Here is a 24,217-nt window from a genome sequence, read left to right as displayed (position 1 = left end):
GGGAAAGGAACGCTTCATGCTTGATGAGCGACGACTGCGGGTCTTCGTCACCGTCGCCGAGGCAGGTTCCATCGCCAAGGCCGCCGAACGGATGTCCTTCACCCCGCCCGCGGTGTCCCAGCAGATCGCCGCACTGGAGCGGCAGGTCGGCACGAAGCTGCTGGAACGCGGTTCCCGGGGCGTCCGGCTGACCGAGGCGGGCAAGAGCCTGGTGACGATGTCCAAGGACATCCTGGCGCGGATGGACATCGCCAAGGCGACCATGCGCTCATGGCACGCCGCCCCGCGCGGCACGCTGCGCATTTCCGGGTTCACCACGGCGGGGATGGTGTTGGTGCCGATGGCCATCGCAGGTCTGCGCAGGCGGCAGCCGGACCTCGACGTCGTCTACAGCGACGGCGACATCCCGACATCGCTGGCTCGGCTGCGCGGCGGCGAGGCCGACCTCGCGATCATCTACACCTTCGACGACCTGCCCACCGAATCCGATCAAGCCCTGGAGGCGGAGCAGTTGACCGTGTGCCCGCTGCGGGTCGTGCTGCCCGCGGGGCATCGGCTGGCGGGCCTGCCCCAGGTCCGGCTCGCCGACCTTGCCGACGAGGACTGGATCGCGCCCACCGCGGGCAACGCATGCGCCGATGCGATCGTCCGCCAGTGTCGGGCGGCGGGTTTCGAACCGCGGGTTCGCGCCAACACGGGCAGCTACTCGACGACCTACGGCTTCATCGGCTCAGGGCTCGGCGTCAGCATGCTGCCGAGCCTGGGCTTGGTGAACCTGCCGGAAGACCTGGTGTGGCGACCCGTCGCAGGCCTTGCCGTTCACCAGCGGCTGTGGGCGGTCTACCACCGGTGGGGTTCCGACGACCTCCGGCTGGCCAAGCAGCACGTCGTCGCCGAGTTGCACGCGGCCGCCGAGGTGGTGGCCGCCGCGCATGCGGCTCAGGGGCCGTCTTTGCCGGGGGTCCAGCTCTCCGGACGGCCGCTGTCGGTGAGCACGGGTTGCCAATCGGCGAAGCCTGCCGGGGCGTCGGAGTCCCAGGGCCAGGAGCCGTCCGGGGTGGACACGATCAGCTGAAGCGCCGGGAAGCCTTTGGCGCCGTAGAGCAGGAAGCCGTGGCCGAGCCACTCCGGGTAGAACTGGTGCGCCACATGCTCGAAGGTGACCTTGCAGTTGTCGAAGAACTCACCGTGGCATTCGCCTGCTTCGAACCGCTCCCCTGTCGCCGCACGGGCGATGTAGACGTTGACCACCTCGTGCGCCACGTCGGGCGGCAGGCCGATCACGATCACCTCGGGTTTGCCGAACCGACGCCAGCAGCCGACGGAGAAGGCGAACGGCGCGGTCAGCTCCGTTTCCTCGATCTGGATGACGGCAGCGCCGTGCTGCTCCGCGGTCCGCAGCATCCACTGCCGCAGATCTTCGTCGGTCTGGGTCATCACCAACTCCGCTGCGTCGCCGGTCCGATCCTGGCTGTCGCCAGTCTCGACCCAGTTAACAGGAAGATCGAGCACCGAACGGCGGCATGTCGCGACTCCGCGTGTCCGCACCCCGCCGCTATGGGCATTAATTTCATTTGACACTGAAGTCATCATCGCCACAGACGTGTGTGGGGTATAAGAGAACCCGGCGGGCGGACCCGCCGGGTTCCTCGAAGAGGTGCCTCAGCCGACCTCGGCCATGACCTCGTCGGAGACGTCGAAGTTGGCGTAGACGTTCTGCACGTCGTCGCAGTCTTCGAGGGCGTCGATGAGCTTGAAGATCTTCTTCGCGCCCTCGGCGTCCAGTTCCACGCTCACCGACGGCAGGAAGTTGGCGTCCGCGGAGTCGTAGTCGATGCCCGCGTTCTGCAGCGCGGTGCGGACGGCCACCATGTCACCGGCCTCGGAGACGACCTCGAAGCTGTCGCCGAGGTCGTTGACCTCCTCGGCGCCCGCGTCGAGGACCGCCAGCATCACGTCGTCCTCGGAGAGGCCTTCCTTGGGCAGGATGACCACGCCTTTGCGGGAGAACAGGTAGGCCACCGAGCCGGGGTCGGCCATGTTGCCGCCGTTTCGGGTCATCGCGGTGCGCACCTCGCCCGCGGCCCGGTTGCGGTTGTCGGTCAGGCACTCCACCAGCAGCGCGACGCCGTTGGGGCCGTAGCCCTCGTACATGATCGTCTGCCAGTCGGCGCCGCCCGCCTCCTCGCCGCCGCCGCGCTTGCGGGCGCGCTCGATGTTGTCCAGCGGCACCGAGTTCTTCCGCGCCTTCTGGATGGCGTCGTAGAGCGTCGGGTTGCCATCAGGGTCACCCCCGCCGGTTCGCGCGGCGACCTCGATGTTCTTGATCAGCTTCGCGAACAACTTGCCGCGCTTGGCGTCGAGGGCGGCCTTCTTGTGCTTCGTGGTGGCCCACTTGGAGTGGCCGCTCATCTCTCCTCCGTCTTTCCGAGTGCCCTCTGCTGCGCAGGCTCAGGCCTGGCGCACGAGATCGGTGAACAGCCGGTGCACCCGCCCGTCACCGGTCAGTTCCGGATGGAACGAGGTGGCCAGTACGGGGCCTTGCCGGACCGCAACGATCCTACCCGCGGCCTCACCTGCCTCGGGTGTATCCGGCACGGTAGCGAGTACGTCGACCTCGCCCGACACCGACTCCACCCAGGGCGCCCTGATGAACACGGCGCGAACGGTGCCGTCGATACCGCGCAGGTCCAGGTCCGATTCGAAGGAGTCGACCTGCCTGCCGAAGGCGTTGCGGCGCACCACGATGTCCAGCGCGTCCAAGGTCTGCTGATCGGACCTGCCATCCAGCACCTTGCTCGCGAGCATGATCATCCCGGCGCAGGAGCCGTAGGCGGGCAGGCCGCCGCGCAGCCGCTCCCGCAGCGGCTCCAGCAGCTCGAAGGTCTCCAGCAGCCTGCTCATCGTGGTCGACTCGCCACCGGGCAGGATCAGGCCGTCGACCTCGGCCAACTCCTGCGGCCGACGCACCGGGCGGGCGATGGCGTCGCATTCGGCGAGCGCGACGAGATGCTCCCGGACGTCGCCCTGCAGGGCGAGCACTCCGATGACCGGCTGCGACAAATCGCGACCTCCTGATCAGGGGTCGTGGGCGCCGCGTCGAACGCGGCGCCCACGACCTGTTCTACCTGTTCAGGATAGGTCCTTGGCCGTCGGCACCGGCACGGCGGCTCGCGCCTTGGCCCGCTTGGCCACCTGCCAGCCGATGACCAGCAGCACCGCCAGGACTGGCACCAGCGCCATGGACAGCTGTTGCGTCCAGTCGTCCGAGGCCACCGCGAGCAGCGGCATCAGCACCAGGAAGAACAGCGTGGCCCACGCCGTGTACGGGGCACCCGGCAGCCGGAAGTCGGGCCGCTTCACCTCACCGCGCAGCGACTTCTTGCGCAGCTGGATCTGGCAGTACAGCAGCGTGATCCACGTGGTGAGCACGCCGACGGAGGCCACGTTCACGGCGATGTCGAATGCCTTCGCGGGCAGCACCGCGTTCAGCACGACGCCGAGCAGGTAGACGAAGGCTGTGAGCAGGATGCCGCCGTAGGGCACCTGCCGGGAGCTCATCAGGCCCGCGAAGCGCGGCGCCTCCTGCTTGTTGGCCAGCGAGCGCAGGATGCGACCCGTCGAGTAGAGGCCGGAGTTGCAGGAGGACAGCGCCGCAGTGAGCACCACGGCGTTCATCACGTCACCGGCCATGGGCACGCCGAGGCGGGAGAACACCGTGACGAACGGGCTGACGCCGCCTTCGTAGAAGGTCCAGGGCAGCACCATGACCAGCAGCAGCACCGAGCCGATGTAGAACACGCCGATGCGCCAGACGACGCCGTTGATGGCCTTGGGCAGCACCTTGCGCGGGTTCTGGGTTTCGCCCGCGGCGATGCCGACAAGCTCGATCGCGGAGTACGCGAAGATCACGCCCTGCATGGCCAGCAGCGCGATGGGCAGGCCCGCGGGCAGGAAGCCGCCGTGCGCGGTCAGGTTGGAGACGCCCGCGTGGGCGCCGTCGCCCATATCGGCACCCCACATGACCAGGCCGATCGCCGTGAACAGGAAGACCACGATGGCCAGCACCTTGATCACGGAGAACCAGAACTCCAGCTCACCGAACAGCTTCACCGAGAGCAGGTTGATGGCGAGCAGCACGACGAGTGCGATCAGCGCGCTCAGCCATTGCGGCACGTCGGGGAACCACTTGTGGATGTAGAGCGCGGCGGCGGTGATCTCGGCGATGCCCGTCATCGCCCAGTTCACCCAGTACATCCAGCCGCTGGCGAAACCCGCCCAGGGGCCGACGAACTCACGGGCGTACTCGACGAAGCTGCCCGCGGTGGGGCGGTGCATGACGAGTTCGCCGAGTGCCCGCATCACGAACAGCGCGGCGATACCGCACAGGGCGTAGGTGATGATCAGGCCGGGTCCTGCGGCGGCGATGCGACCGCCCGCCCCCAGGAACAGGCCGACGCCGATCGCCCCGCCGATGGCGATCATCTGGACCTGTCGGTTTGTCAGTGATTTGGCATAGCCCTCGTCGACCTCGGCGCCTGTGTTCGCCGGGGTCGGGGGCTGCGGTTGCAGCGTCGATTCCACGTGGTCAGATCCCTCCCGCTCCCACGTCGGGGCAGGGTTGCGCGCCGACGCGGGAAAGACTCATAGCCGAGGGACCATAACCAGGGTCGAGAGCGTATTCACACTCAGGGCAAGCGTTATCCACGTCACATTCACATGGCGCCGCGGAGTGCCCCGTCTAGATCGGCCCAGATGTCCTCGGCGTTCTCCAAGCCGACGGACAGCCGCAGCAGGTGCGGGGACACGCCACAGGCCTGGCGGGTTTCCGCCGGGACCAGGCGGTGGGTCAGCGAGGCGGGGTGCTGGATCAGGGTATCGGCGGAGCCGAGGCTGACCGCCGGGGTGATCAGCCGCAGCTTGCCGACCACGGTGATCGGGTCGCCGACGGTTTCGAAGGCGAGCATGGCGCCGGGTCCGCGCAATTGAGTGCCGAGCAGACCGTTGGGGTCGGCGAGGCTGGGGTGGCGCACCGAGCGCACCTGCGGATGGTTCGCGAGCATCCGCGCCAGCTTGGTCGCGGTGGCCTGGGCGGCCTCGACCCGCAGTGGCAGGGTCTGCAACCCGCGGTGCAGCAGGTAGCCGGCGAGCGGGTGCAGCACGGAGCCGGTGAGGATGCGGGCTTGGCGCAGCGCGGCGGCGCGTTCGTGGGAGCAGGCGACGACACCGCCGAGCACGTCACCGTGGCCGCCGAGGTACTTCGTTGCGGAGTGCAGCACGTAGGCGGCGCCGTGCCGGGCGGGGTTCTGCAGGACCGGGGTGGCGAAGGTGTTGTCCACCAGTACCGGAGCGTGCTTGGCCTGGCGGACCACCGAGGCGATGTCGATGAGGTCCAGGCAGGGGTTGGTCGGCGACTCCAGGATGACCAGTCCGGTGTCGGGGCGCACGGCGTCGGCCACGCCGTGCGGGTCGACGTAGCTGACCTCCGCGCCGAGCATCCCGCTGGCCAGCAGGTGGTCGGTGCCGCCGTAGAGCGGGCGGACGGCGATCACGTGGCGGCGGCCGGTGGCCAGCAGCACCGCGGTCATGGCGGCCATTCCGCTGGCGAACGCGACGGCGGCGCCGGTGTTCTCCATGGCGGCCAGCGCCTGCTCGAAGCGGGCCACCGTCGGGTTGCCCAGCCGCGCGTACACCGGGGAGGCCGCGGTCTCGGCGCCCTCGGCGAGCATTTGCAGCGCCTCTCCACCCGCGTGCTGATCAGGCAGCGGGTAGGTGCTGGACAGGTCCAGCGGCGGCGCGTGTACGCCGAGTTCGGATAATCCCTGCCGTCCCGAGTGCACCGCCAGCGTGCGAAGACCCGTCATTGCGCCCTCCTTGTTCGCCCTTCCTGACAAATTGCACCCTGATCTGCGGTGATATAGGGTTATTGTCGAATCAAATACCAGTTGATCGGCGGTTTTCCGTGCTTGATTCGGTGGATGCGGCCATCGTCAGGGAGTTGCAGAAGGACGCTCGGCTGCCCAACAAGGATCTGGCCGACGCGGTGTCGGTGGCGCCGTCGACCTGCCTGGTGCGGCACCGGGCGCTGCGTGAGCGCGGGGTGATCACCGGCTACCGCGCTCAGGTGAGCCTGCCCGCGCTGGGTCGGCCGCTGCGGGCCGTGATCGCGGTGCGGGTGCGGCCACACACCAGGGCCATCGTGGCACCGTTCATGGACTACGTGTTGTCGCTGCCGGAGACGGTCTCGGTCTCGCATGTCGCGGGTCCTGACGACTTCCTGGTGCAGGTGGCGGTGGCCGATCCGGATCACCTGCAGCGGTTGGTGCTGGACGGCTTCACCAACCGCCGCGAGGTGACCCAACTGCACACGCAGCTGATGTTCGCGCATGTGGAGAAGGACGTGATTCCGCCTTCGCCACACGTGCTGTCGGACTAGCGGCGCAGGGAACCGCGTTCCGTTCCGCGCGTGCGCCGGTCAGGAGATGCCCAGTGCCCGGAGGCCGGCGGTGGTGCCCGCCGCGAGCAGGACCACGAGGACGAAGGGCGCGCGGCGCCAGGCGGCGATGCCGCCCGCGGCCACGCCCGCGAGGCGGGACCAGCCGCCGAAGCCGCCATCGGAGTCGTAGACGGTGGCGGTGACCACCAGCGCCAGGAGCAGGGTGGTCGCCGCGGTGGTGAACAGCGCGGCGGTCCGGTCGGACAGCTCGATGCGGTCGCGCAGCAGCGGGCCCGCCAGCCGGGTCGCGTAGGTGCCCGCGGCCAGCAATAGGACGGCGTAGACGGTCATGCGCGAGCCTCCTTCGGCGTGCGGATCTGGGTGATCAGGGCGAGCAGCGCGATCAGTACGGGCAGACCGGGTGGCAGCAGCGGCACGGCCGCCACCGCGAGCGCGGCGCCGAGCAGCGGTGTGCGCAGGCCTTGGCGCAGCGCGGGCAGCAGCAGCGCCAGCAGGGCGGCGGGGAAGGCCGCATCCACGCCGAACACCTGCGGGTCACTGACGGCGTTGCCGAGCAGCGCACCGAGTACGGATGCGATGTTCCAGCAGATGAAGATGGCGAGGCCGCTGCCCCAGTAGGCGGCCTTGGCCCGTACCGGATCACGTTGGGCCACGGCGAAGGCGACGCTTTCGTCGAGGAGCAGGTGACTGCCGATGAGGCGGCCTGCGGGCCCGCGGCCGAGCACATCGGTCAGCGCCAGTCCGAACGGCAGGTGCCGCAGGTTGAGCAGCAGTCCGGCGAGCACGGCGGCCAGCGGGGCGCCACCCGCGGCGATCACGCCGACGGCCATGAGCTGGGAGCCGCCCGCGAAGACCAGCAGTGACATCATCATGATCAGGTAAAGCGGTATGTCCGCCGCGGCGGCCATGGCGCCGAAGGAGACCCCCACGAGCCCCACGGCGGCGGCCATGGCGGCGATGTCTCGTTGGAGCGCTTTGTCCGCCCCAAGTGTTCGAAGTATCGAACGAACCATAGTCTATGGTGAACACGCCACGCCCGTGTTCGTCAAGGAGAACGGTTGGATCGATATGTCGAACGACTCTCCCCTGCGGATCATCGCGGCCGCCCTGCGGCGTGAACGGGAGCGCATCGGGGTCTCGTTGAGCGAACTGGCCAAACGTGCCGGCATCGCCAAGTCCACCCTGTCCCAGCTGGAATCGGCGGTGGGGAACCCGAGCGTGGAGACGCTCTGGGCACTGGCCGTCGCCCTCGGGGTGCCGTTCAGCCGCCTTGTCGAACCGCCACGTCCAACCGTCAAGATCGTCCGAGCCGCCGAGCGAGTGGAGCTGAGGTCCGACCAGTCGGAGTTCACCGGAACGCTGGTGGCGTCATTCCCCTCGGGCGCGCGGCATGAGGTGTATCTGATGGAGATGCAGCCCGGTGCGACCCGGCATGCCGAACCGCATATCCCGGGTTCGATGGAGCACGTCGCCGTGGTGCACGGCAGGGTCCGCACCGGCCCGTCGGACGATCCGGTGGAACTGGACGAGGGCGACTACGCCTGCTTCTCCGGCGAAGTCCCCCACCTGTACGAGGCGCTCGCCGAGAACACGGTGGTCGTCTTGATCATGGAACACAGCTGACACACGGGCTGATGCGGATCTGCCTGGCGTCTCGAGGACAGCCACGAACCGCGTGCCGCTCATGGCCGGGCGGTGAACGACACCGTGTCTCGTTGGACCCGTAGGAATCGGTTGTCACGAGTGGCGTACAGGTAGCCAGGCCCGGCGACCTCCTGGATATCAGCCCCCTGCACGACCATGGCGCGTCCTGGAACGCTCAGTAGCACACCGCCGTCGGCGAGATCGGATACCTGCACGATCGCGGAGAAGCTCAGGGTATGCAGTCGGTGTAGTTGGGGGTCGAGTATCGCCACGTCGGTGCGGTCGCCGCTGCTGTCGGACGTCCGCCGCATCAACACGAGGTGCCGATCGGACAGGTGCATATCGCTGAACTCGAGCCTGGCAGCCAGAGACCGAGAGCCACCAGGCTCATGCAGGTGGTACTTCTCGTCGACAGCGGTGACATAGCTGTCGCGGTCGCGCACGAACACCGCCGTGACAGGTTGGCTCGGCCGTTGCTTGCCGGTGATCTCCCATCCCTGGGGACCGCGGGCCGCGGTGACCAGCGTGCCGCGGTCGTAGACCACAGCCGCCTCGCCGTCGGGCGACAGGGCGAAGTTCAGCTCACTCGCGGACAACTGTTCGGTGGCCCCGGTGAAGTGGCCATCGCGTTGCACGCGCAGCGTGGCGACATCACCGTCGGCGGTCACGACCACCCCGCTGCCGATACCGGTCGCGGCCACGACCAGAAACTTGGCGGTGTCTCCACCCGTCGGCCACGGCACGGTGCTCCCGTCTGCCCTTCGAACCTCGGGGACGGCATCACGCGACGAAGCGTCCCGCCAGCCGGTGATGGATGAGGACGACACTTGGGTCGTGCAATCCCCGATGGCCGTGGTAAACCGCTCGGCATCGGCGGTATGCCACCGTTGTGCTCCAGCCGGGTCGTAGGCGCGCATTCCGGGTTGGTCCTGGGTGATCACCACCGCGCCTGAGGCGTCCGCGCACAACGGGAGCGCATTCGGGTCGGCAGTGTCGGGCGCGGCCGCGCACCCGGTGAGCACGAAAGCCGCGAGGAGCGCCGCCCAGGCCGGGCGCCCGCCCGGCACGGTCGATCGACCGTGCCGGACGAGGCCGCTGGTGCGCGGCGTGGTCATCGAACTCATCAGAAGTCGGCGGTCCGCGCCGTGCAGCTGGGGTCGGGGCCGGAGACGTCGAAGATGAACTGGGTCTTGGTGAACAACTTCTTGCTGGCCGGGTACTTCAGCGGTGTCGCCGGGCGGTAGCGGTACGGCGTGTTGTGCTCGGCGTTGTCGTTCCGATACGAGTGGAGGTTCGGGTCGCTGCCGCCTGACCTGTTCTCCTGAAGATTGATCAGGACATTGCTCTCCCCGCCCGTCGTACCTCCCGTGATTTGGTACCTGAACATGACGATGGTCTTCACGCCGCCGCTGTTCGTGTACTCCGTCGAGCTGATCCCGTTGTGCCCCTTGCTGTCGGTGCAATCCTTCTTCGCGTAGGCCGCGCTCGCGGGCGTTGCCATCAGCACACCCCCCGCCAGCATGAGGGCGGTGGCGCCGCCCACCACGAGATTCCTGATCCTGGTCATGCTCGTTACCTCCCTGAACGAGACGGTCTTCGTGCGGGAGCAACGGTCTCGCACAGCTCGCCCAAGCCCCGCCCAGATCTCGCCCAGACACCTCCCGGGTAACGGCCTGCTCGCGAATCCGTCGGGTTACCGAGGGGCGGGTGTCGAAGGGGTCAGTGACGGCAACCGCGCCAGCTGTTCGCGGGCGCGCCAGGCCCATCGGTCGTTGTGGTCGGATTCGACCGCTGAGAGTCCGCTGCGGAGCATGTCCTGGGCCAGTCGATAGTCGCCCCGGGATAGGTGGATCTCACCGAGGACGATCTCGGTGCAGGCTTTGCCGAAACGATCCAGGGTCTGGGAGTAGAGATCGCGGCTGCGGGTGGCGTGGGTGAGTGCGGCGTCCACGTTGCCGGATCGCAGGTGCAGCAGCGCGAGGCTGCGCCAGGCCCCGGCTTCGCGGCGCCGGTCGCCGAGCTCGGCGAACGTGGCGCGGCTGGCGTATAACAGGTTCGCCGCGCCCGCCGTATCGTCCTGTTCCCAGCGAACGATGCCCAGTTCACGCAGCGACGCGGCGAGCCAGCGGTGGTCGCCGAGCTGGGTGAAAACGTCGGCGGCCTTCCGAAGGTATCTTTCGGCTCCCTGCCAGTCGCCGCGGTACCGGTGCAGAACACCGAACTCGCGCATTGTGTAGCCGTACCAGCGGGGTAGGTCGAGCTGTCTCAGCCGTGTCAGGCAGTCGTCGAAACACCGCGCGGCCTCGGGAAGTCTGCTTTGCAGGCGCAGGCCAACACCGACAGCCAGCCGGACCAGCACGTCGAGCCGTGCGTCGTCGGCTTCGGGCAACAGTCGCAGGCACTGCTCGAACAGTTCCGCGCTGTGTGCCAGGTCCCGTCGTTCACGTGCGGCGAAGCCCATCGCGAACAACGCCAACGCTGTCCAGAGGGGGCTGTTTATCCGCCGGGCGGCCAGCAGGGACAGGTGGCCTGCTCGCCGCAGATGGTCCCACTGGGCGCGGAACTCCAAGTAGGCCATGAGATACCCGGTCAGCTGACAGGCGAGCTCGTCCTGTCCGGTGCGCTCGGCGTTTTCCTGGATGGCCAGCAGGACGGGGAGTTCCTCGTCGAACCAGGCAGGCGCGTCGGCGATCAGCTCGTCGAGGAGCCCCGGTGCACCGAGATCCACGACCGGCGGGTGGTGGCGCGCCATCCCACCGAACTCCAAACGCGCGTCAGCATGGCGCGTCACGTGTAGATACGCGGCGTTCAGCCGATGCGCGGCGGCCGCGCGCTCATTCGAGGTGCTGTCCGACCGGACACGTTCCCCGGCGAACAGCCGCAACAAGTCGTGGAAGTGGTACCGCACCCGGCCGGTGGCGCCCCACACGCATTCCACCAGGTTCGCCTCGACCAAGTGGTCAAGGAGCCGCTCCGCAGCGCGCAGGTCGCAACCGCAGACGGCCGCGGCAGCCCACGCGGGGAAGCTCGGGCCCGGGGCCAAGGACAGCAACCGGAACGCCCGCTGGGCAGGCGCGGGCAGGCTTGAGTAGCTGAAGTGGAAGCTCGCACGCAGTCCACGGTCACCACCGACGAGTTCGTCCAGGCGGTGCCGTTCTTCGTCCAGGCGACGCGCCATGCTCGCGGTGCTCAAGTGCGGCAACGAGCGCAGTTTCGTGCCCACGATCCGCAGCGCCAGCGGTAGCCCGCCGCACAACTGCGCCACCCTCATCACCGCGGCCTTGTCCGTGTCCACGGTCCCGGCGAGGCGGTCGAGGAGTCGGACCGCCGTCGCCGGGCCCAGGGCGTCCAGCCGGATACGTGCCGTGGTGTCCAGACCGGTCAGCCGACTGCGACTGGTGATGAGTACCGCGCTGCCAGGGCAGTCCGGCAGCAGTGGCCGGATCTGCGCCTCGGTGGCTGCGTTGTCCAGCACCAGCAACACCCTCCGCTCGGCCAGGTGCGCCCGGAGAAGAGCCGAGCGTTCACGGATTGCCAGGGGTACGTCCACCCCGGCCACCCCGAGATCCCGGAGGAACCGGGCCAGTACGTCGGCCGGTTCTTCCGGGTCGTGATCGGCACCGCGCAGGTTGACCCACAGTTGCCCATCCGGGAACTGTCCGGGCAGCCGATGAGCCACCTGGGCTGCGAAGGCGGTCTTGCCGACACCGGGCGGCCCCGTCGCGATGACGATGGCGCCTGCCCGCAGCAGCGCCTCGGCCTCGGCGAGTTCGGCCGTCCTGCCCAGATAGGGCCGCACGAGCGCGGGGAGCTGACGTGGCAGGCGAGTGACCTCTTGGACCGGGTCATCGGTCAGCAGCTGAGCGTGCAGTTCGCGCAAGGCCGCGCAAGGCGCAACGCCGAGTTCGGTGTCCAGCAGGTGGTAGACCTCCTGATAGGCCAGCAGCGCGTCGGCCCGCCTGCCACTGCCGTGCAGGGCCCGCAGCAGATGCACCCACAGCTGCTCGCGCAGCGGATACTCGGCGACCAGGGTGCGAAGTTCACCAACGAGCTCACCGTGCAGGTCCAGTGTCAGGCGGGAGTCGATATGTCGTTCCAGGACACTCAGTCGCAGCTCGGTGAGCCGGGTGACTTCGGCAGCGAGGGGCGCACCGAAAGCCAAGCCGCCCAACGGACTACCCCGCCACAGCTTCAGGGCACATCCATACTCCTTGGCGGCGAGGCTGACGTCTCCGGCCTGTCGTGCCGCATCCGCGGCGACGATGTGTCGCTCGGCGACGGCCAGATCCAGCTCATCCTCTGCGGCCACGAGCAAGTAACCCCCCGGCCGGGTCTGAATGCGGGCACCTCCGTCGGGCAAGCACTGGCGCAGCCCTGAGATATAGGTCCGCAGATTGGACGCAGGTCTGGCGGGCGGAAGTTCCCAGACCGCCTCGGCGAGATAGTCGACGCCGGCGACGTGATTGGCACGCAGGAGCAACGCCGCCAGGACCGCCTGCTGGCGCGACCCGCCCAGCGGGAAGTCGACGCCGTTGTGGCGCACGGTCAACGGACCCAGAATTCGGAAGTCCATTCACCCACTGTGCCGGATCATTCACATATTGTGTTACTTCATCGAAAGAACGCCAAGTAATGAGAAACCCGCGACAGTTGATAACTCCCAGATGAATTGGCACAAGATCGGCCGGCCTTTGTGCCGACCTACTGATCGAATGTTCACAGCCGAACTCATTCAGTGCGAGTGTCAGCCCGAGGATTTCCGGCAGGTTCCAAGAAATCGATGGAAGACCTCTCGAGCAGTGAACAGCTGTGTGCCGACGGTCCTGGCTGGACCGCCGGCACACCTGAGAGAGAGGCGGATCACCAGCCGCGGCCTGCGTAGCGCTGGGATTCCGGGAGTTCGGTGACGTTGAGGCCGACCATGGCCTCGCCGAGACCCCGGGAGACCTTGGCGATGACGTCGGGGTCGTCGTGGAACGTGGTGGCCTCGACGATGGCCTCGGCGCGCTTGGCGGGGTCACCGGACTTGAAGATTCCGGAACCGACGAACACACCCTCGGCACCCAGCTGCATCATCATCGCGGCGTCGGCCGGGGTGGCGATGCCGCCCGCGGTGAACAGCACCACCGGCAGCTTGCCCAGTTCGGCGATCTCCTTGACCAGCTCGAACGGCGCCCGCAGTTCCTTGGCGGCGGCGAACAGCTCGGTCTCGTCGAGCACGGTGAGCCTGCGGATGTCGGCACGGATCTGACGCATGTGGCGGGTGGCCTCGACCACGTTGCCGGTGCCCGCCTCGCCCTTGGAGCGGATCATGGCCGCGCCTTCTGCGATGCGGCGCAGGGCTTCACCGAGGTTCGTGGCGCCACAGACGAAGGGAACGGTGTAGGCCCACTTGTCGATGTGGTTCGCCTCGTCGGCGGGGGTGAGCACCTCCGACTCGTCGATGTAGTCCACGCCCAGGGACTGAAGGACCTGGGCTTCGACGAAGTGGCCGATGCGGGCTTTGGCCATGACCGGGATGGACACGGCACCGATGATGCCCTCGATCATGTCGGGGTCGCTCATCCTGGCCACGCCGCCCTCGACACGGATATCGGCGGGCACCCGCTCCAGCGCCATGACCGCGACCGCACCGGCGTCTTCGGCGATCTTGGCCTGCTCGGGGGTGACCACGTCCATGATCACTCCGCCCTTGAGCATCTCCGCCATACCGCGCTTTACACGCGCGGTACCGGTGGCGTGGGTGGTCCCGGCCTGTTCGGGGGTGGCCGGGGCAGCGTCGGGAGCAGTCACTCTGGAGCCTTTCCTCATGGGGATCACCACCCGTTCGGTGGTTGCCTGGGGACGCGCGGCGGTTCCGCGCGGTTCCAGAGTACGTCCGGCGTGGCCTGGTCAAGCATGCCAATGTGGCCTACTTCAAGCAGGCCACTTGGCTTGACAGCCCACAAAATGGCCTGCATGTGACGGCAGCGACAGGGGGGTGGTTGACGAGGCTTCAGAGCATGGCAGGGTCGGCGAGAGCCTGGGCTGCGGCGTCGGGGGCGTAGACCGCCAGCAGGGCGATGAGGGTTCGGATGTCGCGGCGGGCTTCGCAGGTGAGTGGAGCGGTGCGGGCGACGTCGAGTTCGTTGGCGATGGTGAGGAGAGCGAAGTCGGTGAGGTCACCTGCGGCCAGGGCGACGACCTCACCGGTGAAGCGGTCGGTGAGCGGGAGCGGTGTCGCGCCGAGGCGGGCGTAGGTCTTGGTCCGGTCGCAGGCGTCGTAGAGGTAGACGAGTGCCTCGGCCTCGTCGCCGATCGCCTCCCGCAGGCGGGCTCGCCGGTCCAACGGCAGCAACGCGGGTGGGAAGCCGTCGGTGCCGTATGCGGCGTGGCAGAGCGCGGCGAGGCGTACGCGTCGGCCTCCACCCCAGTCGACCACCAGTCGGTGCACCCGCTGGAGGTGGTCGAGAAGGTGCCCGCCGGGATGGCCGACCTGACCCGCGTCGAGATCACGCAGGAGCGCCAGCGCAGGCCACTCGGTGGTGACGGCGGCAATGGTCTCGGCCAACGCCGACGGTCGGTCCCGGGCGATGAGGTGTCCGGCATCGCCGATGCGGGTCACCGTGGCGTGCGGAGCCAGGCGCAGCAGTTGGTCGACGTCCTCGTCTTCGACTGGTGACCCGCTGCCGCCGCGGACCAGCAGGAGGGGCAGGTCGAGCTCCGTGGTGGCCTGCCGCAGCCGCGGCACCTGGGCGAGGATGTCGTCGAGGATCTCGGTGTGGGTGTCCTGGAGGCCGATTGCGGCGAGGAAGCGGCGGACCCGCCGGGGCTCGAGGTCGGGTACGACGTCCACCAGCACGAGGCCCGCCACCCTCGTTCGCACCGCCGCATCGCCAAGAGCGGCGATGGCGGCGAGCCCGCCCAGCGAAGCGCCGACGACCACGCATCCCGGTGGCTCGGCGTGGAGCATGGCGGCGACGTCGTCCGCGTAGGGCGCGAGCGCCCGCGGCGAGCCGCCGCTGTCACCGTGGCCGCGCTGATCGAAGGCCACGCACCGGAATCCGGTACCGACAAGGACGTCGATGACCGGCGTCCACACCTGGCGGCGTTCACCACCGGCGTGGAGCAGCAGAACGGTCGGCCCGTCGCCGACCTCCATCCCTCGCAGGACCGCATCCGGGCGGGCGATGCGCCGTTCCCGAAGGACGAGCGGGTCGACCATACTGGCTCCTCGTTACCTTGTGGGGTCAAGGTAGGACGGTAGGGACTCTTGCCTTGGCCTGTCAAGGTAAGGTTGGCGGGTGACACGTTCGCGGGTGCGCCGTCCTCCCGACGAGGCACGGCGCCTGATCCTGGACGCCGCCGAGAGGCTCTTGGCCGAGGGCGGGGTGGCCGCCGTCCAGGTCCGGGCCATCGCCACCCGCGTCGGCATGACCGATGCGGGGGTCAATCACCACTTCGGCACCCGTGACCGTCTACTGGAAGCTCTGCTGCGCCATGGCGGCCGGAAAATCCGGGCTGGCGTGGAGGAGGTGCTGGGGTCCTGGCTCGACCGCGGCGCCGATCTCGGTGAGCTGGTCGAGGCCTTGGCGGACTTCTACCGCCAGGGCTACGGCGAGTTGGCCGCGGCGCTGCACGCCGCCGGATGGCGGGACGAGGGATCGGGGATGCTGGACCCGATCGTCGACGCGCTCCACGCCCTGCGGCCCGACCCCGCAGGCATTCCAGTCGAGGACACCCGACTTGCCGTCGCCGCCCTCCACCAAGCCCTCGCCACCGAGCCCCTGTACGGCCCGGCCTTCCGCCGCAGCGCAGGTCTCACCGGCCAGGCAGCCACCACTTCCGCCTCCCAACTCCGCTGGTGGACCACTCACCTCACCCGCACCCTCGGCCTCCACCAGTCCCCTTCGGGTATCCCGGCCGGAGAGGATCAGGGGAGGCGGGGCTAGGACGCGAATCGCCAGCGGGTGGTGCGTTCGAAGTCGCTGCCCCAGCCGAGGACGCGGAGGGGGCGGACGTGGATTACCGGACCCTGGTTGCCTTCGGTGTCGGCTACTTCAGCGGCGGTGACGTGAAACTGGACGTCGTATTTGGTGTGGAAGGCCGTGACGAATTCGGCCAAGTCGGTGGGGTCGGTGCTGCGGCGGGCGGTGCCTTCGACGATGACCACCTCGTCGGTGCTTTCGGGGTGGACGGTGACGGGGGCATCGGGTGGGAGGTTCTGAATGAGGGAGGAAGCGGTCGAGAACCAGAAACCGGCGGGTGTCCAGATGCCCCAGACCGGGCGGGTGTAGGGGTGGCGTGCGGGGGTGGCGGTGGCGATCCAGTAGCCGCGGGCGGTGTGCAGGAGGTGTTGGGCCCAGGACCAGTCGAGGGGTTGGCCGGTGACAGTGCGGCCTGCGTGCCGGGCGGGTTCGGCTTGGGGTGCGGCAGGCCTGGACATTCGTCCTCCTGGTTGTGAGTTCGCCGATGGGGTTGTGACGTGGCTCATATGGGTGTGGGATCGGCCAAGGCTCAGTTGTACCCAGGCCGGGCGTGGGTGTCGCGCGAAACCCGGAGCTGGCCGACATCGGTTGAACAACTCATGCGGAGGTGGCCCGATGGGGTCGAAGAACACCGAGAACGGTGGTGCCGGAGCCGCGGTCGCTGTATCCGACCCGGCCATGATCAGGAATGTGGTTCTGGTGGGGCCGTCTGGAGCTGGGAAGACGTCGTTGGCCGAGGCGCTTCTCGCTACCGCGGGGGCGATTGGGCGGGCTGGGTCGGTGACCGACGGGACCACGGTGTGCGACCACGATCCGGCGGCTGTCCGGCAGCAGCGGTCGGTGGCACTGGCGGTCGCTCCGCTCGCGTATGAGGGTTACAAGATCAACCTGATCGATACGCCGGGCTACGCCGATTATGTTGGTGAGTTGCGGGCGGGGTTGCGGGCGGCGGATGCCGCGTTGTTCGTCGTCTGCGCGGCGGAGGGTGTCGATCCGGCGACGGTGGCGCTGTGGCAGGAGTGCGCTGCTGTCGGGATGCCGCGAGCTGTCGTGGTTTCCCGGTTGGATCATCACCGGGCGGATGCGAATGCCGAGTTGGCTGCCTGTCAGGACGCCTTTGGCAGCGGGGTGCTGCCGTTGTACTTGCCGGTCACGGGCGCGGACGGCGCGGTGACCGGACTGCTGGGGTTGTTGTCGCAGCAGCTTTTCGACCACAGCACGGGGCCGATTCCCGCGCAGCGTGATCCCGATGCCGGGGACCGGGAGCGGATCACGGCGGCGCGCAATGAGCTTATCGAGGGGATCATCGCGGAGAGCGAAGACGAGTCGTTGATGGAGCGGTATCTGGCCGGTGAGGACATCGACCAGCAGACACTGATCGCCGATCTGGAGAAGGCGGTGGCCCGGGGGGCGTTTCACCCGGTCCTGCCGGTGTGTGCGTTGACCGGGGTCGGCATGGCGGAGCTGTTGGAGTTGATTACCCGCGGTTTTCCGTCGCCGCTGGAGCACCCGCTGCCCGAGGTGACCACGCCGGACGGCAAGGCGGTCGAGCCGCTGCGGGCCGATCCTGCCGGGCCGCTTGCCGCGGAGGTCGTGCGGACGACGGTGGACTCCTATGTCGGGCGGGTGTCGTTGGTGCGGGTGTTCTCCGGGACGCTGCGCCCGGAGGGGTCGGTGCATATCTCCGGTCACGGGCTCGCCGATCGTGGGCATCAGGATCACGACGCCGACGAGCGGGCGGCGCACGTGTACTCGCCGCTGGGCTCGAATTTGCGCGAGGTGGAGTTCTGCGTGGCGGGCGATATCTGCGCGTTGACCAAGCTGACCTCGGCGGAGACCGGGGACACGATCTCGGCGCCGGAACGTCCGCTGCTGATGGCGCCGTGGGATATGCCGGAACCGCTGTTGCCGGTGGCGGTGGTGGCCCGCAGCCGGAGTGACGAGGACACGCTGGCTCGCAACCTGGCTCGGCTCACCGCGGGTGACCCGACGCTGCGGATGGAGCGCAACCCGGAGACGCACCAGCTTGTGTTGTGGTGCATGGGCGAGGCGCATGCCGATGTGGTGCTGCACCGGCTGCGGGCAGGCGGGGCCGAGGTGGATACGGAGAACGTCGAGGTTCCGTTGCGGGAGACGTTCAGCAGCGGGGCCAAGGGCCACGGGCGGCATGTGAAGCAGTCCGGCGGGCATGGGCAATACGCCGTGTGCGACATCCAGGTGGAACCGCTGCCCAGGGGCAGCGGTTTCGAGTTCCTGGTCAAGGTCGTAGGTGGGGCGGTGCCGAACCAGTTCATTCCCAGCGTGGAGAAGGGTGTCCGCGCGCAGATGGAACGCGGGTTGGCCAGTGGTCGGCCGGTGGTGGATCTGCGGGTGACCTTGGTGGATGGCAAGGCGCACAGTGTCGATTCCTCGGACGCCGCGTTCCAGACCGCCGGGTCTCTGGCGCTGAAGGACGCCGCCCAGAACGCGCGGCTCTCGGTGTTGGAGCCGTTGGACGAGGTAGCGGTGAACTGCCCTGATGACCACCTCGGCTCGGTACTGGGCGACCTGTCCAGCCGCCGCGGCCGGGTACTGGGCACCGATCCGGGATCGCCGGGCCGCACGATCGTGCGGGCGGAGGTTCCGGCCACGGAGCTGCTGCGCTACGCGGTCGACCTGCGGGCCCTGACCTCGGGCACCGCGACGTTCACCCGCAAGTTCGTCCGCTACGAACCCATGCCGGAAGCACTGGTCACCAAGGCAACGTGAGGGACTACCTCAACCGCTCGCGTTCGTCCTGACCTGAACGCGAGCGGCTTGGTCTGGCGTGCATGGCAATGCGCCAGCACAGCGATACGCGGCTTGCGAGCGAAACCGCCACCACGAAGCGTCCGATACTTGGCGACGTGTTCGCTGAGCGACCCTGAACTCGATCTCTGCGGTGTCGACGTCCACCAGCGTGGCGGCGAACATGGACCGCATGTAACAGGGAGAAGCCTCAGGCGGAGCGAAGTCCCGGTTCCGGCGGTGGTTCCGCTATTTCGAAGTACGCCGGGCGGGGGGCGGTGCCCGCGAGGTGGAGCCAGCGGACTCGGCGGCGTAGACGCAGATGCAGGGTGTCGCGGACGGCGTCGTTGTAGACGCGGCGGGCCAGCACCACGCGTTGTTCGGCCGCGATGAGCTCGTCGCGCAACGCGATCGGCAGCACTGATCTGTCCACTTCGGACAACTGGGCCGTGAGTTCGTTCTCGGCGGTTTCGCGGTCGGGTCTTGGCGCTGCCTCGGCGCGGTCGGCGGCGGCGCGGAGTGCGTGCAGGCGGGTCAGCCTCGTCAATGGCGACTGGGCAGTGCCTGCGATGAGGCGGGCCACCAGGGCACGCCTGGCCAGCGCTGCGTCCAAGGCGGCCCAGGCGGCATCCGTTCTGATGTGCAGGCGGTCCAAGCGGTTGGCGGTGATCAGGAGCCAGGCGCCGAGCAGGGCGACGACGGCGAGCAGCACCAGCAGGAGGTTCACGCGGCGGGGCCTTCGCGCACCTCGTGGACGGGATGTGCGGCTATCGCGGCCTCGTACACCTGGATCACCTTCGCCGCCACCACGTTCCAGTCGTAGCATTCGCGGACTCGGTGGCCCGCCGCCTCGGTCAGCTTGAGGCGCTGGTCCGGGTCATCGAGCAGAGTGCCCAGGGCGGTGGTCAGCTGCGCCGCGGCGCCGACGGGGGTGAGCACGCCCGCCGCTCCCCCGTCCAGGACGCGTTGGAAGGCGGGCAGATCGCTGGCGATCACGGGGGTGCCTGCTGCCATCGCCTCGGTCAGCACGATGCCGAAGCTCTCACCGCCGATGTTCGGGGCGCAGCAGACCGTGGCGGAACGCAAAGCGGCGGCCTTGGTCGCGTCGTCGGTCTGGCCGAGCAGGACGATCCGATCGGCCAGCGCGCCGCCTGCCTGGCGGCGCAGGGCCGCCGCGTCGCCGCGGCCGACGACGAGCAGGCGCAGGTCGCGGGGTTCGGCGAGCGGGCGGAGGGCTTCGATGAGGACGGGCATGCCCTTGCGGGGCTCGTCGTAGCGGCCGACGAAGACCAGAGTGCGGCCATCCGGTGGGTAGAGGGGGGCGGCGTCGGCGAAGAAGCCGACGTCGACGCCGTTGGGAATCTCCACCGCGTCGCCGCCCAGGTGTTCGACCTGCACTCGGCGAGCCACGGCGGACACGGCGATGCGGGCGGTGATCTTCTCCAGGAATGGTTGCAGTACGCCCTGCATCGCGGCCAGCGCGCGGGACCGCGGGGTGGCGGTGTGGAAGGTGGCGACCACGGGGCCGTCGGCGATGGTGAGGGCGAGCATGGAGAGGCTGGGCGCGTTGGGTTCGTGCAGGTGCAGCACGTCGAAGGAGTGCTCGCGCAGCCAGCGGCGGACGCGGGCGTAGGTGACGGGGCCGAAGGCGAGCCTGGCGACCGAGCCGTTGTAGGGGATGCCCAGGGCGCGGCCCGCGGGGGTGACGAAGTCGGGCAGCATGCTGTCGTCCTCGGCGGGGGCCAGCACCTCCACCCGGTGGCCCCGGGCGCGCAGGGCTGCGGCCAGGTCGAGCACGTGGGATTGCACTCCGCCGGGCACATCGAAGGAGTACGGGCAGACCAGGCCGACCCTCACGACACAGCCTCCAGGCTGGCCCGCGGGGCGCGGTCGGCGAGCCAGATGGGCTGGGTCATGTGCCAATCGGCGGGGTGCTCGGCGATCTCGGCGGCGAAGACGTCGGCTAGTCGCTGGGTCGCCTGGCGCACGCCGTCCCGGCCTGGCGGCACGGATAACGGTGGGTGGATGCGCAGGCCCCAGCCGTTCTCGGTGAACCAGCAGCCCACCGGGAGCAGCGCGGCGCCGGTGCTGCGGGCCAGCCGGGCCGGACCCGAGGGCATGGTGGCGACTTCGCCGAACAGCCGCACCTCGACGCCGCCCGCGGTGAGGTCGAGGTCGGCGAGCAGACAGACCGCGCCGCCGTCGCGCAGGCGGCGGGCCAGGGTGCTGGCGGGGGCTCCGTCGCCGGTCAGCGGGAGCACCTCGAAGCCGAGCGCTTCGCGGTAGGCGACGAAGCGGCGGTACAGCGACTCGGGGTTCAGCTTGGCCGCGACGGTGCTGAACGTGCCGATCCGGCGGGCGAGCCAGACACCCGCGGCGTCCCAGTTGCCGCAGTGCGGCAGTGCCAGCACGATGCCGCGGCCCGCGGCTCTGGCGGCGTCGACGTGCTCGGCGCCCTCGGCCACCGCGTCGATGCGGCGGTGCACCTCGGCCAGGTCCATGGCGGGCATGCGGAAGGCCTCGGCCCAGTAGCGGCCGTAGGACCGCATGCCCTCCTCGGCGAGCGCGTCCGCGTCGGCGTCCGGGCACACCCTGGCCAAGTTGCGGCGCAGTTGGTCCGCTCCCCCGCGGCGGGCGGCCGCGGCGGCGCCGGATTCGAACAGGCGGCGGGTCGCGGTGGCGGGCAGCAGCGGAACGGTGCGCCACGCCGCCGCGTAGCCGAGGTCGAGCAGGCGGTCCCGGGTGGTCATCGCCCGGCGTCCCGCGCGCTGGCGTGCACGGCGGCGAAGCGCTGGCCGATGGTGATCACGGCCAGCACGGCCAGCAGCCACAGCGCGATGTGCAGGGCATAGGGCACGCCGAGGCCGTGCAGGAACATGCCGAGCAGCGCGATGATGAACCGCTCGGCGCGCTCCACCAGGCCGCCGTCGGCCTGCAAGCCGGTGGCCTGTGCTCTGGCGCGGACGTAGGAGATGACCTGGGCGGCGACCAGGCAGATCAGCGCCGCGACGGCCAGCGGGCGCTCGTTGTGGGTGAAGCACCACCAGACCAGCGCGCCGAACAGGGCGCCGTCGGCGATGCGGTCGCAGGTGGCGTCGAGCACGGTGCCGAAGGCGCTTCCGCCGTCGCGGGCCCTGGCCACGGCGCCGTCGATCAGGTCGAACATCGCGAACACGGTGATCGACAGTGAGGCGGCGACCAGCTGGTCGGCGGGCACCAGCCACACCGAACACGCCACCGTGCCCGTCGTCCCGACCACGGTGATGGCATCGGCCGTCACCCCGCGGCGCACCAACCAGGCGCCAACGGGCTCAAGAGCGCGAGAGACCGATTCTCGGGCACGCAGGTTCAACATCGTCTTCTCGGGCACCTACCGGCAGCAGTGGCATCACCGTCGAGCCTAACCGTCCGATGCGGACCCGCCGGTAACGACAGCCCACCCAAAAGATGATCTTTCTTTAGGTTCCCTGTCTCAGGAGACCTTGCGCCAGGCTTCGGCAAGGAGGTCGCGGGTCTCGCCAAGGAGTTGGGGGACGACCTTGGTGTGGCCGACCACCGGCATGAAGTTCGCGTCGCCGCCCCAGCGGGGGACGACGTGCTGGTGCAGGTGGGCGGCGATGCCCGCACCTGCCACCGTGCCCTGGTTCATGCCGATGTTGAAGCCGTGCGGGGCGGCGGCGAAGCGGATGGCGCGCATCGCGCGCTGGGTGAACTCGGCGAACTCCACCGTCTCCTCGGGGGTGAGGTCGGTGTAGTCGGGCACGTGGCGGTACGGCAGCACCATCAGGTGGCCGGGGTTGTACGGGTAGAGGTTGAGCACCGCGTAGACCAGCGCGCCGCGGGCCACCAGCAGCCCGTCGGAGTCGTCCAGCGCGGTGACCGCGCAGAACGGGCAGCCCGCGGACTCGGCGCCCTCGGGTTTGCCCTCGCCCTTGATGTAGGCGAGGCGGTGCGGGGTCCACAGCCGCTGCAGCGGGTCCGGAATGCCGACTCCTTCTTGGCCGACGAATTCCGGTCCCGCCGCGAGGTCCGTGTTCAGGCGTGGCTCACCCATGACCCGATCCTAGAGGTGCGCCGTCACCGGGGGTGATGCCTCTCAGCCCGCGGGCAGCGGGCGTGTCCTGCTGAGCAGCACGTGCAGCGCCACCGCGGCCGCCAGGCACACCGCGATGACCACCGCCATCGGGATGGCGGCGGGTGCGTCGATCAGCCCGACCAGCGGCGCGATCAACGCACCGACGAGGAACTGCGCGACGCCCATCAACGCGGCCGCGGTGCCCGCGGTCTCCCGGTGCGCGGCCAGGCCCAGCGCCGAGGTGTTGGGCGCCACGATGCCGACCATGGCCACGGCCAGGAACAGCGGTGGCAGCAGGAACACCAGGCCCAGCCCGGCGGCCGCCGCGCCCAGCAGGGCGAGGCCCGACACCAGGCTGACGCCGAGGCCGATCACCAGCATGCGCTGCACGTCGACCCGGCCGACCAGCCAGCCGTTGAGCTGGCCTGCCAGCATGATGCCGAGCGCGTTGGCGCCGAAGGCCAGGCTGAACGCCTGCGGGCTCATGCCGTACACCTGCTGCAGCACGAACGGGGAGCCCGCGATGTAGGCGAACATCGCGGCGAGCACCAGCGAGCCGGACAGGGTATAGCCGACGAATCGGCGGTCGGAGAGCAGCATCCGGAACGTGCGCAGCGTCTGACCGAGGCTGCCCGCGCGGCGCCGTTCGACGGGCAGGGTCTCCGGCAGGGCCACCGCGACGGCGACGATCAGCAGCACCGCGTAGACGGCGAGCGCGATGAACAGGCCGGGCCAGGTCGTGATCCGCAGCAGTTGGCCGCCGATCATCGGGGCCAGGATCGGCGCCAGCCCGGTGATCAGCATCAGCATCGAGAAGAACTTGGCCGCCGCGACCCCGTTGTAGCGGTCGGCGACCACGGCGCGGGAGATCACCATGCTCGCCGCGCCCGCCAGGCCCTGGGCGAAACGCAGCACGATGAGCATCTCCACCGACGGGGCCAGCGCGCACAGCACCGTGACCAGGACGTAGGCGGCCAGCCCGATCATCAGCGGCTTACGCCTGCCGTAGGCGTCGCTGAGCGGGCCGGAGATGATCTGGCCCAGCGCCATGCCCACGAGGAACGCGGTCAGGGTGAGCTGCACCTGCGCGGCCTGGGTGTGCAGGTCCAGCGCAAGCTGGGGGAACGCGGGCAGGTACAGGTCGATCGACAGCGGGGTGGACGCCACCAGCGCGCCGAGCAGGACCGCCAGTTTCACCCGCGCCTTCCCGGTGATGGCATCGGGCGCGGTTCGCTGCTCTAGTCCTGCCGTCATCTGCTCCCCCAATTCACCAGGTCATCCGACCAGTGGTGAACCGGGGGGCGCAGT

Annotated in this window: 23 protein-coding genes and 1 pseudogene; 5 read left to right on the top strand and 19 right to left on the bottom strand. The window is 69.2% G+C overall.

What is annotated here, in order from left to right; genetic code table 11:
• Window positions 1-16: 16 nt before the first annotated feature.
• A pseudogene (locus ACU6XJ_RS20940) lies at window positions 17-838 on the top strand (LysR family transcriptional regulator); the annotation flags it as partial.
• 101 nt (window positions 839-939) lie between these two features.
• Here the strand turns inward: ACU6XJ_RS20940 and ACU6XJ_RS20935 are convergent.
• The 5 genes from ACU6XJ_RS20935 to ACU6XJ_RS20915 form a co-directional block, all read right to left on the bottom strand.
• The gene (locus ACU6XJ_RS20935) at window positions 940-1,437 is read right to left on the bottom strand and encodes a DUF4262 domain-containing protein (RefSeq protein ID WP_476314347.1); all 498 of its coding nucleotides are present in this window, start codon (window positions 1,435-1,437) and stop codon (window positions 940-942) included.
• 225 nt (window positions 1,438-1,662) lie between these two features.
• Window positions 1,663-2,412: a YebC/PmpR family DNA-binding transcriptional regulator gene (locus ACU6XJ_RS20930; protein WP_476314345.1), complete on the bottom strand. Its 750-nt coding sequence runs from the start codon at window positions 2,410-2,412 to the stop codon at window positions 1,663-1,665.
• Window positions 2,413-2,451: 39 nt separating this feature from the next.
• Window positions 2,452-3,063 carry a pyridoxal 5'-phosphate synthase glutaminase subunit PdxT gene (pdxT, locus tag ACU6XJ_RS20925; RefSeq protein ID WP_476314344.1) on the bottom strand — a complete coding sequence of 204 codons (612 nt, stop codon included), beginning with the start codon at window positions 3,061-3,063 and terminating at the stop codon, window positions 2,452-2,454.
• Between the two features lie 69 nt (window positions 3,064-3,132).
• The gene (locus tag ACU6XJ_RS20920; RefSeq protein ID WP_476318556.1) at window positions 3,133-4,485 is read right to left on the bottom strand and encodes an amino acid permease; all 1,353 of its coding nucleotides are present in this window, start codon (window positions 4,483-4,485) and stop codon (window positions 3,133-3,135) included.
• Between the two features lie 230 nt (window positions 4,486-4,715).
• Window positions 4,716-5,864 (bottom strand): trans-sulfuration enzyme family protein, encoded by a 1,149-nt coding sequence (locus ACU6XJ_RS20915; RefSeq protein ID WP_476314342.1) that lies wholly within the window; start codon window positions 5,862-5,864, stop codon window positions 4,716-4,718.
• A gap of 110 nt (window positions 5,865-5,974) precedes the next feature.
• Between ACU6XJ_RS20915 and ACU6XJ_RS20910 the strand changes: the two genes are divergently transcribed.
• Window positions 5,975-6,436, top strand: coding sequence for an Lrp/AsnC family transcriptional regulator (locus tag ACU6XJ_RS20910; RefSeq protein WP_476314340.1), 462 nt, complete (start codon window positions 5,975-5,977; stop codon window positions 6,434-6,436).
• Window positions 6,437-6,475: 39 nt separating this feature from the next.
• Here ACU6XJ_RS20910 and ACU6XJ_RS20905 read toward each other — a convergent pair whose 3' ends face one another.
• Together ACU6XJ_RS20905 and ACU6XJ_RS20900 are read right to left on the bottom strand one after the other, a co-directional pair.
• Entirely contained in the window at window positions 6,476-6,787 is a 312-nt protein-coding gene (locus ACU6XJ_RS20905; RefSeq protein ID WP_476314338.1) for an AzlD domain-containing protein, read from the bottom strand.
• Window positions 6,784-7,407 (bottom strand): AzlC family ABC transporter permease, encoded by a 624-nt coding sequence (locus tag ACU6XJ_RS20900; RefSeq protein ID WP_476314337.1) that lies wholly within the window; start codon window positions 7,405-7,407, stop codon window positions 6,784-6,786. The genes ACU6XJ_RS20905 and ACU6XJ_RS20900 overlap by 4 nt, the downstream gene beginning before the upstream one ends.
• 118 nt (window positions 7,408-7,525) lie before the next feature.
• Here ACU6XJ_RS20900 and ACU6XJ_RS20895 point away from each other — a divergent pair, with 118 nt between their 5' ends.
• A complete protein-coding gene (locus ACU6XJ_RS20895; RefSeq protein ID WP_476314335.1) occupies window positions 7,526-8,080 on the top strand; it encodes a helix-turn-helix domain-containing protein in 555 nt (184 codons plus the stop codon).
• A gap of 59 nt (window positions 8,081-8,139) precedes the next feature.
• Here ACU6XJ_RS20895 and ACU6XJ_RS20890 read toward each other — a convergent pair whose 3' ends face one another.
• The 5 genes from ACU6XJ_RS20890 to ACU6XJ_RS20870 form a co-directional block, all read right to left on the bottom strand.
• Entirely contained in the window at window positions 8,140-9,216 is a 1,077-nt protein-coding gene (locus ACU6XJ_RS20890; RefSeq protein WP_476314333.1) for a hypothetical protein, read from the bottom strand.
• A gap of 8 nt (window positions 9,217-9,224) precedes the next feature.
• Window positions 9,225-9,668 carry a hypothetical protein gene (locus ACU6XJ_RS20885; RefSeq protein WP_476314331.1) on the bottom strand — a complete coding sequence of 148 codons (444 nt, stop codon included), beginning with the start codon at window positions 9,666-9,668 and terminating at the stop codon, window positions 9,225-9,227.
• Window positions 9,669-9,794: 126 nt separating this feature from the next.
• Window positions 9,795-12,674 (bottom strand): AfsR/SARP family transcriptional regulator, encoded by a 2,880-nt coding sequence (locus tag ACU6XJ_RS20880; protein ID WP_476314329.1) that lies wholly within the window; start codon window positions 12,672-12,674, stop codon window positions 9,795-9,797.
• A gap of 287 nt (window positions 12,675-12,961) precedes the next feature.
• Window positions 12,962-13,912: a pyridoxal 5'-phosphate synthase lyase subunit PdxS gene (pdxS, locus tag ACU6XJ_RS20875; protein ID WP_476314328.1), complete on the bottom strand. Its 951-nt coding sequence runs from the start codon at window positions 13,910-13,912 to the stop codon at window positions 12,962-12,964.
• A 184-nt stretch (window positions 13,913-14,096) separates the two neighbouring features.
• Window positions 14,097-15,305 carry an alpha/beta fold hydrolase gene (locus ACU6XJ_RS20870; protein WP_476314326.1) on the bottom strand — a complete coding sequence of 403 codons (1,209 nt, stop codon included), beginning with the start codon at window positions 15,303-15,305 and terminating at the stop codon, window positions 14,097-14,099.
• Between the two features lie 79 nt (window positions 15,306-15,384).
• Between ACU6XJ_RS20870 and ACU6XJ_RS20865 the strand changes: the two genes are divergently transcribed.
• On the top strand, window positions 15,385-16,032 hold the full coding sequence (locus ACU6XJ_RS20865; protein WP_476314324.1) for a TetR/AcrR family transcriptional regulator: 648 nt from the start codon (window positions 15,385-15,387) through the stop codon (window positions 16,030-16,032).
• On the opposite strand, the gene ACU6XJ_RS20860 is transcribed toward ACU6XJ_RS20865, so the two are convergent.
• The gene (locus ACU6XJ_RS20860; protein WP_476314322.1) at window positions 16,029-16,526 is read right to left on the bottom strand and encodes a pyridoxamine 5'-phosphate oxidase family protein; all 498 of its coding nucleotides are present in this window, start codon (window positions 16,524-16,526) and stop codon (window positions 16,029-16,031) included. The genes ACU6XJ_RS20865 and ACU6XJ_RS20860 overlap by 4 nt on opposite strands.
• 157 nt (window positions 16,527-16,683) lie before the next feature.
• Between ACU6XJ_RS20860 and ACU6XJ_RS20855 the strand changes: the two genes are divergently transcribed.
• Entirely contained in the window at window positions 16,684-18,816 is a 2,133-nt protein-coding gene (locus ACU6XJ_RS20855; RefSeq protein ID WP_476314320.1) for an elongation factor G-like protein EF-G2, read from the top strand.
• Between the two features lie 229 nt (window positions 18,817-19,045).
• Here the strand turns inward: ACU6XJ_RS20855 and ACU6XJ_RS20850 are convergent, their stop codons facing one another.
• From ACU6XJ_RS20850 to ACU6XJ_RS20825, 6 genes are all read right to left on the bottom strand, one after another.
• Window positions 19,046-19,561, bottom strand: coding sequence for an NUDIX hydrolase (locus tag ACU6XJ_RS20850; protein ID WP_476314318.1), 516 nt, complete (start codon window positions 19,559-19,561; stop codon window positions 19,046-19,048).
• Entirely contained in the window at window positions 19,558-20,691 is a 1,134-nt protein-coding gene (locus ACU6XJ_RS20845) for a glycosyltransferase family 4 protein (RefSeq protein ID WP_476314316.1), read from the bottom strand. Before ACU6XJ_RS20845 ends, ACU6XJ_RS20850 begins: the two co-directional genes overlap by 4 nt.
• Window positions 20,688-21,584: a phosphatidylinositol mannoside acyltransferase gene (locus ACU6XJ_RS20840; RefSeq protein WP_476314314.1), complete on the bottom strand. Its 897-nt coding sequence runs from the start codon at window positions 21,582-21,584 to the stop codon at window positions 20,688-20,690. Before ACU6XJ_RS20840 ends, ACU6XJ_RS20845 begins: the two co-directional genes overlap by 4 nt.
• The gene (gene pgsA / locus ACU6XJ_RS20835) at window positions 21,581-22,189 is read right to left on the bottom strand and encodes a phosphatidylinositol phosphate synthase (RefSeq protein WP_476318554.1); all 609 of its coding nucleotides are present in this window, start codon (window positions 22,187-22,189) and stop codon (window positions 21,581-21,583) included. The genes ACU6XJ_RS20840 and pgsA overlap by 4 nt, the downstream gene beginning before the upstream one ends.
• 117 nt (window positions 22,190-22,306) lie before the next feature.
• Window positions 22,307-22,888 carry an HIT family protein gene (locus ACU6XJ_RS20830; RefSeq protein WP_476314312.1) on the bottom strand — a complete coding sequence of 194 codons (582 nt, stop codon included), beginning with the start codon at window positions 22,886-22,888 and terminating at the stop codon, window positions 22,307-22,309.
• 42 nt (window positions 22,889-22,930) lie between these two features.
• Window positions 22,931-24,163 (bottom strand): Bcr/CflA family multidrug efflux MFS transporter, encoded by a 1,233-nt coding sequence (locus ACU6XJ_RS20825; RefSeq protein ID WP_476314310.1) that lies wholly within the window; start codon window positions 24,161-24,163, stop codon window positions 22,931-22,933.
• Window positions 24,164-24,217: the final 54 nt, after the last annotated feature.

It is taken from the genome of Actinorectispora metalli (assembly GCF_056323685.1).
The sequence above is the reverse complement of the archived record's forward strand: the minus strand, read 5'-3'. Positions and strand labels throughout refer to the sequence as shown.